Consider the following 14,185-nt stretch of genomic DNA (forward strand, 5'->3'; position numbering starts at 1 on the left):
AATTGCTCTGCTTTTACTTAATTTTTTACGGTAAGTAGGTACTTATAATTTAGTACCTACCACTGAATTAGGGATTACGGATTAGCGATAACTACGTTGTCTATACGGTAAACAGCGCCTTCACCTGTGCCCCACGCTGGGAACATCATCAGTACATTAATATCACTAATATCTAAACCGGCAGCAAACAGTGACTGTAATGTAAATGTGTAGGTTTGCCATTGACCATTAACGGGTACTTCTCCCTCAACACTTTGTGCTAAAGGAAGCTCTACCGCTGTTGCTGCGCCTGTTGACTCAATTTTAAATTTCCATTCAGCGTCAGGACTATTTGGCGGCGTTACCACTTTCATTTCAAATTGTACAACGCCATTGGCTAATATTGCTGAAGCATCAAAAGAAGTACCGTCGTCCGCTAAAAAGCCCATTACCGTTGGTGCAGAGCCAATTACAAATTCTGCTACAATACCGTGATCAGCATCGTCAGTTTCTTCAGTCGGGGTAGAGCCACCACAACAATCCCAAATCTTCCACATATCTGCGGCAGTATCTTGGAAAATAGTGATTTCATCGCCTGCTGATGCACTAGGATCGTACATCTTAGCGTTATCAACACGGTAAACCGCACCTTCACCTGTGCCCCATGCTGGGAATATCATCACCACATCTATGGCACTGACATCTAAACCGGCACCCGCTAAATCTGCGAATGTGAAAGTGTAGGTTTTCCATTCACCCGCAACAGGTGCATCGCCAACATCTGTTAATGGTAATTCTACTGCGGTATCACCCTCATTAGATTCAATTTTCATTAACCAAGTTGCATCTGGGTTATTTGGGTTTGACATCACTTTCACATCAAACTGCAGTACACCGCTGCTTAAAATAGGCGTGGCATCGAATGGAGTGCCGCTTCCGTTTGCAGATGTACGAGTGTTGAAGCCCATAACCGTTGGTGCTTCACCTATGCTGAATTCAGCTGTTAAACCATGTTCTGCATCATCCATTACTTCTGTTGGAGTAGAGCCACCGCAACAATCCCACATTGGCCAATCTAGGTTTTGTCCGTCTGTAAATAGGTCAACTTCTGGGCTTCCAGGTAAATCACCTTCAATCGCAACATTGGTAATTAAGTACTCTGCGCCTTCACCGGTTTGCCATGCTGGAAAAATCATTAATACATCAATCGCGCTTACATCAAGATCTTTCTCTTGTAGCATTGATAGTGGGAAGGTGTAAGTTTGCCATTGACCGGTAACAGGAGTAACCCCTTCATTGCTTTGGCTAAGTGGTATATCGCCAGTACTTGGGTTACCGTCACCAGCTTCAACTTTTAGTATCCAAGTGGTGTCTGATGTGGGCGGGGTTACCACTTTCATATCAAACGTTAAACGACCGTTTAGCTCAAGCAATGGCGAAGCATCAAATGGAGATGAAGTGCCAGTAAAATCATCTGGGAAGTGACCGCCACGAGTAGAGAAACCTAATACAGTGCCGTTATTGTCATTAATATTAAATTTAATAACGTCGCCTTTATCAGCGTCAGTAATTGTTTCAGGTGTTGTTCCACCACAACAATCCCATGCAATCCAATTAGCATTTAAGCTGCCATCAAAGATATCAAGGTTTGCTGCGACGCCTGTACTAGGCGGCGGTGGAACAGGCGCTTTACCTTCAACAAGTGCATCGTCTAGGCTATCGTAGCCAGGGCGAACTGTTTCACAGCCTTTACCGGTGGCCGGATCTGAGGCACATTCGTAAACACGAACGTAATCAATTTCAAAACTTTGACCTTCTGCAAATGCAGTTTCGTCAATGCCTAAATTATTTACATTTTCTGGCCAGTCGCCGCCAACAGCATGATTTAATATAAGATAAAAATCTTTATCAAATGGGGCATTATCCCAGTGAGTTGTAAGTTCACCACTGCCTTGTTCGAAGTATTCAGCAAACCAACCTTTGTGCCTTAAACCTGCAGCTTCACCTTTTGAATTAAAGAAAATTTCAGAGCGACGTTGTGTGGCGTATAAATAGCCGTCTACGTACCAGCGAATTTCGCCCTCTTGCCATTCTATTGCATAAGTATGGAAGTCGTCAGCCGGGTTCATTCCCTCAGGCAGGGTATAAGCTTTGCCTGAGCTTGAATTATTTGGCCATTCACGGCCGTAGTGAAGTGTACCGTAAACATTTGCTTCAACAGTGCCATCTTCTGCGACTGTTTTTAGGTTAACCGCTTCTAAAATATCAATTTCGCCAGAGCGTGGCCAAGTACCATATTCTTCATCGGTTGGCATCATCCAAAATGCAGGCCAGCTACCTTGACCAGCAGGTAGTTTTGCACGCATTTCAAAGCGGCCATAAGTAAAATCGGCGTTGTAACGGGTGTTTAAACGGGCTGACGTGTATGGTTTTTCTGCGCCTTCTTCAGCAGGCAAGGCGACTATGTTTAGTACGCCGTCTTTAATAAAGGCATTTTCTTCACTGTCGGTGTAACATTGTTTTTCGTTGTTACCACCGCCAGCGCAGTTTAATTCAAAGTTCCACTTGTTAGCATCAATGCTGGCGCTGTCAAATTCATCATTCCATACCATACGCCAGTCTGAGACTGGTTCAGTAGGATTTACTTTTTCAATATCGGTGGTAGTAGTCGCTGCGTCACCACCACAACCCGCCAAAGATGCTAATGAAATAGCAGCTAAAATGCGAGTAATGCGTGTTGTTTCAATGTTCATAACTGAACCCCGTTCAACTGATTATTGTCAGAATATAGTGTATTTGTTGATTTTGTCATTTTTGTAAGCGCTTACATTTTTCTGTGTGGTAAATGTAAGCGCTTACAAATAATATGGGGGATTTCTAATTGGGTCAAGAATTTGTTTAAATAATTTACAATTGATTTACTTTAAATGAACTGCTTTTGTTAATGTAACGGGTCAAACGCTCAGATAATGTTATAAATTAAGCTAAATTTTTTGCTTAGTTTAGCTTATTGCTACTTTTTAAATGGTAACGTTAACAAATGCCACAAGGATGCGTTTTGTTTTGGATCGGGATATTGGGCTAGGCCGATGTTTATCTCGTTGTCTGATAATGTGGCGCTGGTTTTGTAGCTGCCAAAAAGTCGATCCCACCAAGTTACACTAAAGCCAAAGTTACTGTTTGTTTCTTCGGGGTTTTGGCTGTGATGTATGCGGTGCAGCACTTGAGTGATAAGGATGAGGCGCAGTGGTTTTTCTATTGCGTTTGGCAAGCGAATATTCGCATGATTAAACAGTGCTAACCCATTGAGTGCAATTTCAAATATTAATACTGCAATAGCAGGTACACCCAAAGCGGTAACGGCAATCAATTTTATAAGTATGCTGAGTACAATTTCAATAGGATGAAATCGCAGACCGGTACTGGTATCAATATGTGCATCAGCGTGGTGTACGCGGTGCAAACGCCACAAAATAGGCACCTGATGAAAAAGCCGATGCTGCCAGTAAATAATTAAATCAAGCAAAAGTAAGCTGAGTATCACTACAATGAGTGGTGAGACATTGAGTTGATTAAATAGCCCAATTCCATGCTGCTGATAATAAGCAGCAACCGCAGTTAATCCAACCGGCACTGTAAAGCGTGCAAGCAGAGTAGAAGTAAAGGTTAATCCAAAATTAGCAAACCAGCGTGACCTATTTTTAATAGTTGATTGGCGTGCAGGCTTTTGCCATTCAAGCAGCATCATTATTGCTAGTACGCTAAAAAAGAAGCCTAGCCGCCAATATACTTCATGACTCATGGTTTACCTCGTTGAGTGCGGTTTCTTGCTGTTTTAAGGTGTAATAACCTCCATATATACGGGTAAAAATAGTTATCGCGCAGGCAATGGCAAATAAAACAGCAAGAATTGAAAAATACTGCGGCCAAATACAAAAGGCAATAAACAAGGCAATGGTTTCAGTGCCTTCGGTTAAGCCATTTAAGTAGTAAAAACTTTTGTATTTAAATTGCGGTTTATCGAGTTTAAATTTTTCGGCGGCAATCGCAAACGCTAAAAAACTCGACCCTGTGCCTATAAAAGTCACAAGTAATAATGACCCCGCCAATGCATTTTGCTCAGGGCTACTTAAAATAAACGCAAAAGGAATAAGCGCATAAAACAAAAAGTCGAGGGTAATGTCTAAATATCCCCCTGCGCTTGAACTGCTCTGAGCGTAACGCGCGAGTGCGCCATCAAGACCATCAAAAATGCGATTAATACAAATTACGATTAATGCGCCGTACCAATATTCAAAAATAATCAGTGGAACGGCTAGCAAGCCAATTAAAAAACCTATTAAGGTTAATTGATCGGCACTCACTCCTTTCTTATGCAGCTGTTTTACGCACGGAGTAAGCACCGGTTTTATAAGTGGTGTAATAAATTTATCTAACATTAATATCACTTTGTACGTTTAGATTGATGATTTTGCCATTTGTGGCTATTGCGTCACTTTCATCATGGGTGACCATAATGGCGGGTAACTGATATTCCCTAATTTGTGAAAACACCAGCTGACGGGTTTCAATACGTAATTGCTGATCAAGCTTACTAAAGGGTTCATCGAGTAAAATCGCTTTGGGTTTACTCAGCAATAAGCGTAATAAAGCAACACGGGCTTGCTGTCCACCCGAGAGGGTATCTGGATGGCGTTTGGCCATACCTTTTAGCCCTATGTGTGTAAGTGCTTGATCTATTTGCTGCTGGCGTTGTGTTTTATCCATTTTTGGCATGGCAAAGCTAATATTACCGCCAACCGATAAATGCGAAAATAGTAATGGGTCTTGGTATAGCACAGCAACATGGCGTAAATGGCTGGGCAAGCAACTAATATTAGTATCATTTAGCCACACCTCGCCAGTCGCATTAAGACCCGTAGGTAATGTGCCAGTAAGCCAATTTAATAAGCTAGATTTACCGCTCCCTGATGGCCCCATAATGGTAAGAATTTCACCACCTTTAACCTGTTCATTTAAACTCAGTAACAATTCGTTTTGACGATAAAGCTGACAATTTTTAATTTGTAATGATGGCTGCATTAAACGCCCTTTAGTATATTGAAATTATAGCTGCTTGTTATTAAAAACATACCGAGGTAATCCCCACGCCAGTATAAAGCCGAGTAGGGGTAAGCCCATTTGTAGTATTGCATACACAGCACTGGTGCGCCTACTTGCACCATTTGCCAACGTTACGGCTTCGGTGGTTATGGTGGCTATTCGGCCACCACCGGCTAACAGGGTTGATAAGTACTGGCCAAAACTAATTGCTAGCCCCAGCGCCATTGCAATTAATATAGGCGCAAATAACTGTGGCAATTTAACCTGGAAAAACACCTTCCATGGGGTGGCACCTAGGCTTGCAGCAACACGCGCTAATCTTGGGTCTAAACACCTGTAACTATCCGCAATAGATAAAAAAACATAGGGTAAAACAAACAGCAAATGTACAAATATCACATTAAAAAAAGCATGCTGACTATTTAGCAATTGCTGTAGCCACACAATACCAAATAAAAAAGCAATACTGGGCACCAGCAATGGCAGGTATATAATTATCTGTGCCCACTTCGACAAAGGTTTAGCTGTTATTTGTTCTGCTTCTAAGCATAACAGTACCAAAATAGTGGCGAAACCCGTGCTAACAAGCCCAATAACAAAAGTATTAAACAAAGGAGTGTGTATGTGTGTAAAAGCATTTTCAAAGTGCAGTAATACCAAACTGGAGGGTAGGGTATCCGGAAAACGCCAATAACCAGCCACTGACCATAGTACTAACCCAATTAACGCAGCTGCAATAAAGGCTAAAATTACGCAAGTAAAGACATGAGTAAAAGTACGAACAAGTTGGTGAGCATAATGGCGTCGGCCGTTGATGAGTGACTGACTAAAAACTATAGCAATGACTTTTTCAAGTAATAGCCAAATTGAGAGTAGCCCAACAGTGATCGCTAATTGTAACAGAGCACCCGCCGAGGCCTTTATTCGCAGGGTTAAATCAACATCATTAAACCAATGCATAATAGCAACGGCTAAAGTCGGGGGGGTATTTGGCCCAAGTATGAGTGGCATTTCAACGCTGGCACTGGCATAAGCAAGTACTGCAAAAATGGGTAAACGTAACAGTGGGTATAAATTGGGTAGCACCACCTTAAAAAAAGCCACCATAGGGTAATAACCTAAATTAATGGCAATTTGATGCTGCTTTCGTAGTTTTTTGCCAAGTTCAGGCTGCGCTAAAATACCCAATGCAATGAGCAATAAAAAAGGCAGCTCTTTAAGCACAAGCCCAATAATAATGCTCCAGCCAAAAGTATCATATGGTAATGAGCCCTCAGGTGCCAATTGCCAGCCCGTTAACCAAGGCGAAAACAAGCGAGTGAATAATCCCGATGGCGCGATTAAAAAACTTACTGCAATCGCCGCTGCAGCGTGGGGAATAACCAGTATGGGACTCAATAGGTGTTCAATTCGTTTTAGCCATACACTATTAAAAAATGCAGCCAGCATAATAATCATGAGCGCAAACGCTATTAATGTACTAATTAGTCCGGTACGTATACTCAGGCCTAGCATTTGTGAAAGCCCAGGCGTATCCCATAAAGCATTAAACCCAGCCAAACTCATGTTGGTTTTATTCAAGGCAGGCGCCCAGCCAAAGGCAGGCAACATTACTCCAATTAGGCCGCCCAATACAGGTATTGTTAACAGTGCCAGCAAACAGTAAGGGGTTATTTTGACTAGGCGTGAGAATAAATCAGCTGTATGGAGTACTTTACTCATTGGCTTGTTCCATAACGAGCTTCCCAGCCAGTGTTAATCGCCTCTACCCAGCTTGGGTGTGGCTCACTGAGTGTGCGTTTAATACTATTAAGAGGTAGTGCGCTAGGATGCGGCTTCACGGCCTTAAATAATGCCTGCTGCTCTGCGGTTAAGCTCGTTTGAATTAATACCGTTTTGTCACCCCATATAGCGGGTTTTTGTTTATGCGCTTGCGCTGCGGGGCTTAATAAAAAGTTAGCCACTAATTGCGCACTTTGTGCATGGCTTGCATTATAAGGAATAGCGACAAAGTGAGTATTACTTAAGCTGCCATCTTGCATTGCGTAGCTACGTATACTTTTTGGTAAATCATAACGCTTTACCGCAGCCGGTACTTCTGGTGCCGAAAACGTAAAGCCAATACTAAGCTCTGTATCGTCTATTAAACGGCGCATTTGTACGCCGCTTTGCATAAAGTACTCGCCATTACGCCAAAGATTAGGGTGCAATTTATTTAAAAATGCCCACAAAGAGTCAAGCACTTGGGCTGTGTTTTCATCACTAACTGGTTGATTTAATTTTGCTTGTAGCATTGCATCGCTATGTTGGTGTAATACCACTAATGCATACTTTAAAAAGCTCATTCCTAAAAAGTCAGGGGGTTTGGGGTAACTAAATCGTCCTGGGTTTGCTTTACTCCAGCTTAATAACTCATTAAGGGTTTGAGGTGGAGCGCTCGTTGCTAGCGTATCGTAATAAAAAGTCAGTGAGGCTTGCCCCCAGGGGGCTTCCATTCCCTGAGTGGGTAAACCAAAATCAAACAGCACGCTGGGATTGTTTTCTGGATTGGTGTAAATAAAATTAGGCAATTTATCAGCCCAGTCTTTTAGTAAAAGCCCGTGCTTACTCATAGCAGCAAAGTTAGCCCCATTGATCCAAATTAAATCGACACTGCCTTGGGTATGATTATTTGCTGATTTTTCAGCAAGCACGCGGCTTACTGCTTCACTGGTATCACTGAGTTTTACATGTACTAAGTTAATGTTATATTTAGCTTTTACTTGCTGCGCAGCCCACTGAATATAGGCATTTATTTGCGCATCGCCGCCCCACGCATAAAAATACACCGATTGGTTTTTGCCTTGGTTTTGGATTTTTTGCCAAACAGTATTACTCGCATCATTAGCAAATACACTAAAAGCGGTGAGTAGGCACATAAAAATGGCGATACTAAAAAAACACCTTTGCAAGCACACTGTAAAGGCCTTAACGACGCGCATTTAAATCCCAGTTATAGTCTAAAAAGTCTATTTTCATGTCGCCGCTTGTTAATTTTTGTTGTTGGGCAGGCCCTAAATTGAGCGCATCAACATATAGTAATAAAAACTGTGATAATGAATTAGCCCCTCCAAACCCTTTGGTAAAATCACCTTTATACCACTTGAATATAGAAGACAGCTTTAGGGTGTTGCCTTGTAGTTTATTGCGTGACGTATCAGATAAAAAACGCACTGTTTGTTGGTGTAATTGGGCCTCTAGTTTTTTTGCGGTGTAGGCTTCCTCTCGAAGAGCAGGGCAGCCAATGCTGGCGCAATTTACCGCAAAATGAATACGTGGATCGTTGTACTTACCGCTACCTCTGATTAAGTCATGCTCTATGTTATCTAAGCTACGAGTTTTACCCATCAGAAAAATAAACTCTTTGCTCCACGGTGAGCTAAAAAAACTGCCTAAATCTTTAATTGATTTAAGATCTGGGTATTTTGTTAATATTAGCTCAACAGTAAAAGCGTTATACGCATTAATTAAAAACGCCAGCTGCTTAGGTTTTTCCCATGTATCAAACTCATTTTGCGTAACAGCCAATAACGAATCTAAATAGGTTTTAAGTTCTTTGCGCTTAGCTTTTATTGCTGTGTAATCAACCTCTGTGCTGTGGCCATGATTAATAGCTACAACATGATTGTTTAATAATGCATTCCAGCTGTCATGCATGTTTTGAGCTTTGCTTGCAAACGATGTTGCAAGCAAAGCAGAACCTAACAATAGCGCTTTTAAAGGTGTTTTAAACATATTAGCCTCTGCGCCAGGCGTGGTATTTTTCCAGCATGTTTAGTACTTTTTCAGGTGCGTGAGCGCGTTTCCACTCACCTGCTGCGTATTTATTACCTTCGGCCCATGTTGGGTAGCTATGAATGGTGCCTAATATTTTGTTAAGCCCTAAACCGTGTTTCATTGCTAGTACAAATTCAGCAATTAAATCGCCAGCGTGCTCAGAAACCACAGTAACACCGAGTATTTTGTCTTTACCTTTAGGGGTGATCACTTTAATAAAACCATTGTTAGCGCTTTCGGTGATGGCGCGGTCTAGCTCTTCAAATTCAAAGCGGGTGATTTCATAGTCTATGCCTTTTTCAATCGCTTCTTGTTCATTTATGCCCACCCGTGCTACTTCTGGGTCAATAAATGTGGTCCAAGGAATAACACGGTAATCTACTTTAAACTTTTTAAACTGACCAAATAAGCCATTTACTGCAGCGTACCAGCCCTGATGAGCGGCTACATGAGTAAACTGATACGGACCTACAATATCGCCTGCGGCAAAAATATTAGGGTAGAGTGTTTCTAGATATTCGTTTGTGACTACAGTGCGGCTCGTTTCTATGCCAAGTTCTTCAAGGCCATAACCTTCCAAGCGTGCGCTTCGCCCTACGGCGCAAAGTAGTTCGTCGTATTCAATATCGATTTCATTGTCGTTGTGTTTTACCACAATGAATTTTTTACCGTTGCGTGCTTCACAGCGCAGTGCTTGGTGTGAGGTTAAAATGTTTACGCCGCTTTGTGTTAACGCTTCGTGAGCAAATTTAGACACCTCTAAGTCTTCTTTGATCATAATGCGTTCAGCCATTTCAATTTGCGTAACGTTTGAACCTAAACGCGCAAAGCTTTGTGCCAATTCGCTACCAATTGGCCCACCGCCAAGTACAACAAGCTTTTTAGGTGCATCGTCAAGCTTAGCAAATTTGCTCCATAACGTATCACTGGTGACATAGCCGGTTTCTTCAATCCCAGGTAGTGGCGGTACAAATGGGCGTGCGCCAGTGGCAATAACAATAGTACGGGCAGTGAGTGTTTGCGTGCCGCCATCATTTAATTTAATTTCCACCGTCCACGGGTCGATAAGTTTGGCGTAGCCTTTTATTACTTCTACGCCTAAGTTTGTGTAGCGCTCAACACTGTCGTGTGGGGCAATATCGGCAACCACTTGCTGCACTCGTGCCATTACTTTTTTAAACGAAAACTGCGGTGTCGTGTTTTGTAGCCCATATTTTTCAGCTTGGCGCATTTGCTGGGCTACTTTTGCACTTTTAATAATGGCTTTGCTAGGTACACAGCCAGTATTTAAGCAGTCGCCGCCCATTTCGCCGGCTTCAATTAAAGTTACTTTGGCTTTAACTGCTGCTGCAATATAGCTGGTGACTAAGCCGCCTGCGCCCGCACCAATAACAATCATGTTGCGGTCGAATGTTTTGGGTTTAGTGTAGTTTTTATAAACACGGCGCTTTTTTATTGCATTTATTAGGCTTTTTGCAATTAACGGGAATACCCCTAATAACGCAAACGATAAAATTAAATCCAGCGATAAAATGCCCGATAAGCTATCTATTTGTGCTAATTGAGTACCAGCGTTAACAAATACAAAGGTACCCGCCAGCATCCCGATTTGGCTTACCCAGTAAAAAGTCCATGACTTAATAGCGGTTAAACCCATTAATAAATTAATTAAAAAGAACGGAAAAACAGGCACCAAGCGCAGCGTAAATAAGTAAAATGCGCCTTCTTTTTCAACCCCAGTATCTATAGCGGCTAAACGTTCAGGAAAGCGTTTTTTTATGGTATCGCGTAATAAATAACGCGACACTAAAAATGCCAACGTAGCACCAATGCTTGAGGCAAACGAGGCAACTAATAACCCTTGAGCCAAACCAAATAAAGCACCAGCGGCTAGCGTTAAAATAGCTGCACCAGGCAGTGATAGCGCGGTCACTAATATATAAAGTAAAAAGAAACCCCCGATCACCAAAAACGGTGATTGAGTTTTGTACTGATCAAATTGTGCCATTGATCCTTTTAGCCCGTCGAGGGTAAGGAGCTGGTTTAGGTCATAAAAAAAGAATAAACCGACACCTATCGCCGCCAGTAATAACAAACTTAGTTTTTTTAACATGTTATCTCTCAAACGGTTTAAAAGTTATGGGTAAGTGTGAGCTTAGCGTTAATTGGTAATTCTGGGAACGCAAGTGTCGCGCCAAAATAGCCACCTTCAAATACAGGACGCCAGTTTTGCTGATCGGTAATATTATTTACATCGAGTCTTAATTTAGTCGCTGAGGTAAACGCATAGCTGGTATTAACATTTAAGGTATGCTGATCGCGAATGTATACGGTAGCCAAAAAATCTAAAGGGTAGCTTTTAGTATACAGGGCAGAAAATCCAGCTTGCCACTGAGAGGTAATTGTATAGTTAGCGTTTAAACTTAATGATTGCTCTGGGATCCCTTGAACTTGACGGTTTGAGGGCGCAAAAGCAGTGTAACTTGGTGCACCTATGCTGTTACCCGCAATAATGTCGGGGCGCGAATTATCAAACGCATCGGCTATTTGAGCTGAGTCTTGGCCTGTCGCAGAGTTATCATAACGGGCATCAATATAACTGTAGCCTGCGCTTATCCAGTAAGGGTAAGCGTCGTAAAATACTTGGCTTTCGAATCCGGTCGTACGAATACCAGTATTGCTACCATCGCGATTACGTAAGCTGCGGCGTTGGCTAAATACAGCAGCATCTGCATACCAGTCGCTTTGTGTTGGCGCATATTTCACGCCAAACTCGACTAAAGTATTTTCCGTAGCAAAATTTTGTGCGCTAATTGTATTGTCACCACCTAACGTATTACCGCCGGCCATGCTGTTAGAGGTGGCTTCGTTATAACTTGCTGCCGCATAAGTGGTTAAATCGTCATTTACTGAGTAATTAACGCTCAGCTGCGCTGATTGCAGTGTATCGTTAATGCTATCACTAGCGGCTATTTGCCCTTGAGGTGCAATCGGGTCATTTGCTTCTACATCATAGTAATCAACACGATAGCCAGCACTGGTGCGTAAGCTGTCAGTCCATTGTGAGTCTTGTTGAATGGCAATGCCGGTTTGCCATGAGCGTGAGTCTGTAGTGTCTGATAAATTAAAATCACCATTGCCATCATTGTTAATATCGTACTGACCACCAGGGGATACATATACACCGGGGCGTAGCTCTACCAAACGTGCCTTTTGTGCATCAGTTAATGGAATGCGGCGGTTTGAAAGTGGGCCGGTTAAATCAATAGGTGTGTCAGCTTCAGTAGTAAATTGGCTGTAACCCAATACTTTATTATAACGAACATCAACGGCGAATAAGGTTTGCTGCTCATCGCTCCATTGATAGGTGAGTTCAGTGCGGTTTTGTGCGGTATCGGCGCCATCAATTATTTCAACAAAACTATTTTGTGCTATTTCTTCGCGCTGCAAATGTTGAAAGTAACTAATGTTTTTAATCGACATTACATCAGACAGTGCGCGCTTATAAATACTGTGAACTAAATAAGTGGTTGCTTGATTGAGATTATCAGGGTCGGTAAGCACACGGCTGGTATCTATTTTGACTTGTCCTGTAGGCGATATAATAGACCCTGCGCTAGGAACTGTACTGCCATTCGCTTGTAACCCTTGACCAGTAATATAAAGATTATGATCGATAAGCGCTTGGGTAGGGCGGTTTATACCAGCGTTATCGGTAAATTCTGTTTGGTACAGTTCAAAGTTAATGTCCCAACTGCTTTTGTCATCCGGTAAAATTTTTAATGCCGCAAACAAGCTATTACTTTGTGTGGCTGAGTAGTCATAATAACTGCCCTGATCAATATGCTCATAGCTAACACGTAAGCCAATTTTATCCTCAACAATCGGTGCGTTGTAATCTACTTGGGCGCTATACTTATCCCAACTTCCTGCAGACACTTTCACATTGCCTTTACGCTGATCAGTTGAGGCTGTTTTAGAGTGTAAGTTTACAAAGCCACCGTTACGTTGGCTTGAACCAAACAATACAGGTGGTGCACCTTTAACTACGTCTATCTGTTCTATCGCATTAAACGACAACGGCACACCAAAACCATTATTACCTGCTTGACGTCGAGTACCATCTTGAAATAACTCACCTAACTGGCCGCGGATAGTCGGTAAGCTTGGTGCACCAAAACCACTGGCCGCGTATGTATTAGGACTTACAGCGAGCACATCGTGCAATGTTGTTATATTTAATTGCTCAATTAAGTCTTTAGAAATAGGGGTCACAGAGCGAGCTATGTCTTGTAAAGCCAGGTTGTCGCCAAAAGGGCCATTTACTGTGGTGTTTTTAATAGAGAGGTTTTTATATTTAAGCGCTTGCCCTGCCACCTCAATTCTCTCAATGGGGTCTGGGCTTTTTGTCTCTGTAGCCTGAGCTGCTAAAGCTACATTTAATAGTGGGGCGAGGGTTAAAGCTAAATACGTGTATTTCAAATCGTGTTTCTCTATTGTTTTATGTTGATGTACACAAAAGACCAAGACAGGTACAAATATCTTTCAATCAATTGCTAATGTTTTTATTTTTTTATCTTAGCGGTTAAATAATAGTGCTTTTATTGTAAAGAGTTTAATTTATTTGAAAATAAAAAAACGATTATACGGTCTTACTTGCCAATTAGTTTATTTATATCTTTTTTAAGGAAATTTTATGACAGATTCAATCAATACTGATGTACAAACTCGTTTGCAATGGTCGCTTTTATCGCTGCGCCTAGGGGTGTTTATTGTGATGGTAATGTGGACACTGGATAAATTTGTAAATCCGGGGCATAGCGCTCGTATTTTTGAGCATTTTTACGGGATCAGTGGCTCTACCGATACGATTGCTTATATTTTAGGTACATTGCAATTATCGCTAGTGATAGCGTTTTTAGTCGGTTTTAAAAAACGTATTACTTACGGTGCTATTTTTATAATGCATGGACTATCAACGCTGTCTTCTTACAATCAGTACATAGATGGCTTTAATAATTTATTGTTTTTTGCAGCATGGCCGATGTGGGCTGCGTGTTTTGCGCTTTATTTATTACGCGATCAAGACGTAAAATTTACTGTTAAATAATAAGCAAAAAAAATGGTTATAAGCGTTAGCCTATAACCAATAAAGTACACAGGGAGTGTAGGAAGTTCTGTTGTGCACAGTAAACGCTTAGCAAGCCATTTACTGTGTGTAACTAAAAGCACTTTTTGGCGCTTTCAATTAATTCAATACCAATCCGCAATATTACTTAATCATTTT

Annotated in this window: 10 protein-coding genes; 1 reads left to right on the forward strand and 9 read right to left on the reverse strand. The window is 41.7% G+C overall.

Annotation, left to right across the window (positions count from 1 at the left end):
- Positions 1 to 74: 74 nt before the first annotated feature.
- The 9 genes from AC27JR_RS01950 to AC27JR_RS01990 all read right to left on the reverse strand — a co-directional run bounded on the left by AC27JR_RS01950 (position 75) and on the right by AC27JR_RS01990 (position 13,380).
- A complete protein-coding gene (locus tag AC27JR_RS01950) occupies positions 75 to 2,732 on the reverse strand; it encodes a family 16 glycosylhydrolase (RefSeq protein ID WP_487172602.1) in 2,658 nt (885 codons plus the stop codon).
- A gap of 260 nt (positions 2,733 to 2,992) precedes the next feature.
- Positions 2,993 to 3,781: a sterol desaturase family protein gene (locus tag AC27JR_RS01955; RefSeq protein WP_076918712.1), complete on the reverse strand. Its 789-nt coding sequence runs from the start codon at positions 3,779 to 3,781 to the stop codon at positions 2,993 to 2,995.
- The gene (locus AC27JR_RS01960; RefSeq protein ID WP_076918711.1) at positions 3,771 to 4,418 is read right to left on the reverse strand and encodes a CDP-alcohol phosphatidyltransferase family protein; all 648 of its coding nucleotides are present in this window, start codon (positions 4,416 to 4,418) and stop codon (positions 3,771 to 3,773) included. The genes AC27JR_RS01955 and AC27JR_RS01960 overlap by 11 nt, the downstream gene beginning before the upstream one ends.
- Entirely contained in the window at positions 4,408 to 5,061 is a 654-nt protein-coding gene (locus AC27JR_RS01965) for an ATP-binding cassette domain-containing protein (RefSeq protein ID WP_076918710.1), read from the reverse strand. The genes AC27JR_RS01960 and AC27JR_RS01965 overlap by 11 nt, the downstream gene beginning before the upstream one ends.
- 24 nt (positions 5,062 to 5,085) lie before the next feature.
- On the reverse strand, positions 5,086 to 6,804 hold the full coding sequence (locus AC27JR_RS01970) for an ABC transporter permease (RefSeq protein ID WP_487172603.1): 1,719 nt from the start codon (positions 6,802 to 6,804) through the stop codon (positions 5,086 to 5,088).
- The gene (locus AC27JR_RS01975; protein WP_487172604.1) at positions 6,801 to 8,063 is read right to left on the reverse strand and encodes an ABC transporter substrate-binding protein; all 1,263 of its coding nucleotides are present in this window, start codon (positions 8,061 to 8,063) and stop codon (positions 6,801 to 6,803) included. The genes AC27JR_RS01970 and AC27JR_RS01975 overlap by 4 nt, the downstream gene beginning before the upstream one ends.
- A complete protein-coding gene (locus AC27JR_RS01980) occupies positions 8,050 to 8,856 on the reverse strand; it encodes a DUF547 domain-containing protein (protein ID WP_487172605.1) in 807 nt (268 codons plus the stop codon). Before AC27JR_RS01980 ends, AC27JR_RS01975 begins: the two co-directional genes overlap by 14 nt.
- 1 nt (position 8,857) lies before the next feature.
- A complete protein-coding gene (locus AC27JR_RS01985) occupies positions 8,858 to 11,011 on the reverse strand; it encodes an FAD-dependent oxidoreductase (RefSeq protein ID WP_487172606.1) in 2,154 nt (717 codons plus the stop codon).
- Between the two features lie 17 nt (positions 11,012 to 11,028).
- A complete protein-coding gene (locus tag AC27JR_RS01990) occupies positions 11,029 to 13,380 on the reverse strand; it encodes a TonB-dependent receptor (RefSeq protein WP_487172607.1) in 2,352 nt (783 codons plus the stop codon).
- 214 nt (positions 13,381 to 13,594) lie between these two features.
- On the opposite strand from AC27JR_RS01990, the gene AC27JR_RS01995 reads away from it, so the two are divergent.
- Positions 13,595 to 14,008, forward strand: coding sequence for a hypothetical protein (locus AC27JR_RS01995; RefSeq protein ID WP_008108879.1), 414 nt, complete (start codon positions 13,595 to 13,597; stop codon positions 14,006 to 14,008).
- Positions 14,009 to 14,185: the final 177 nt, after the last annotated feature.

Source organism: Pseudoalteromonas sp. NH0006-26 (genome assembly GCF_057552415.1).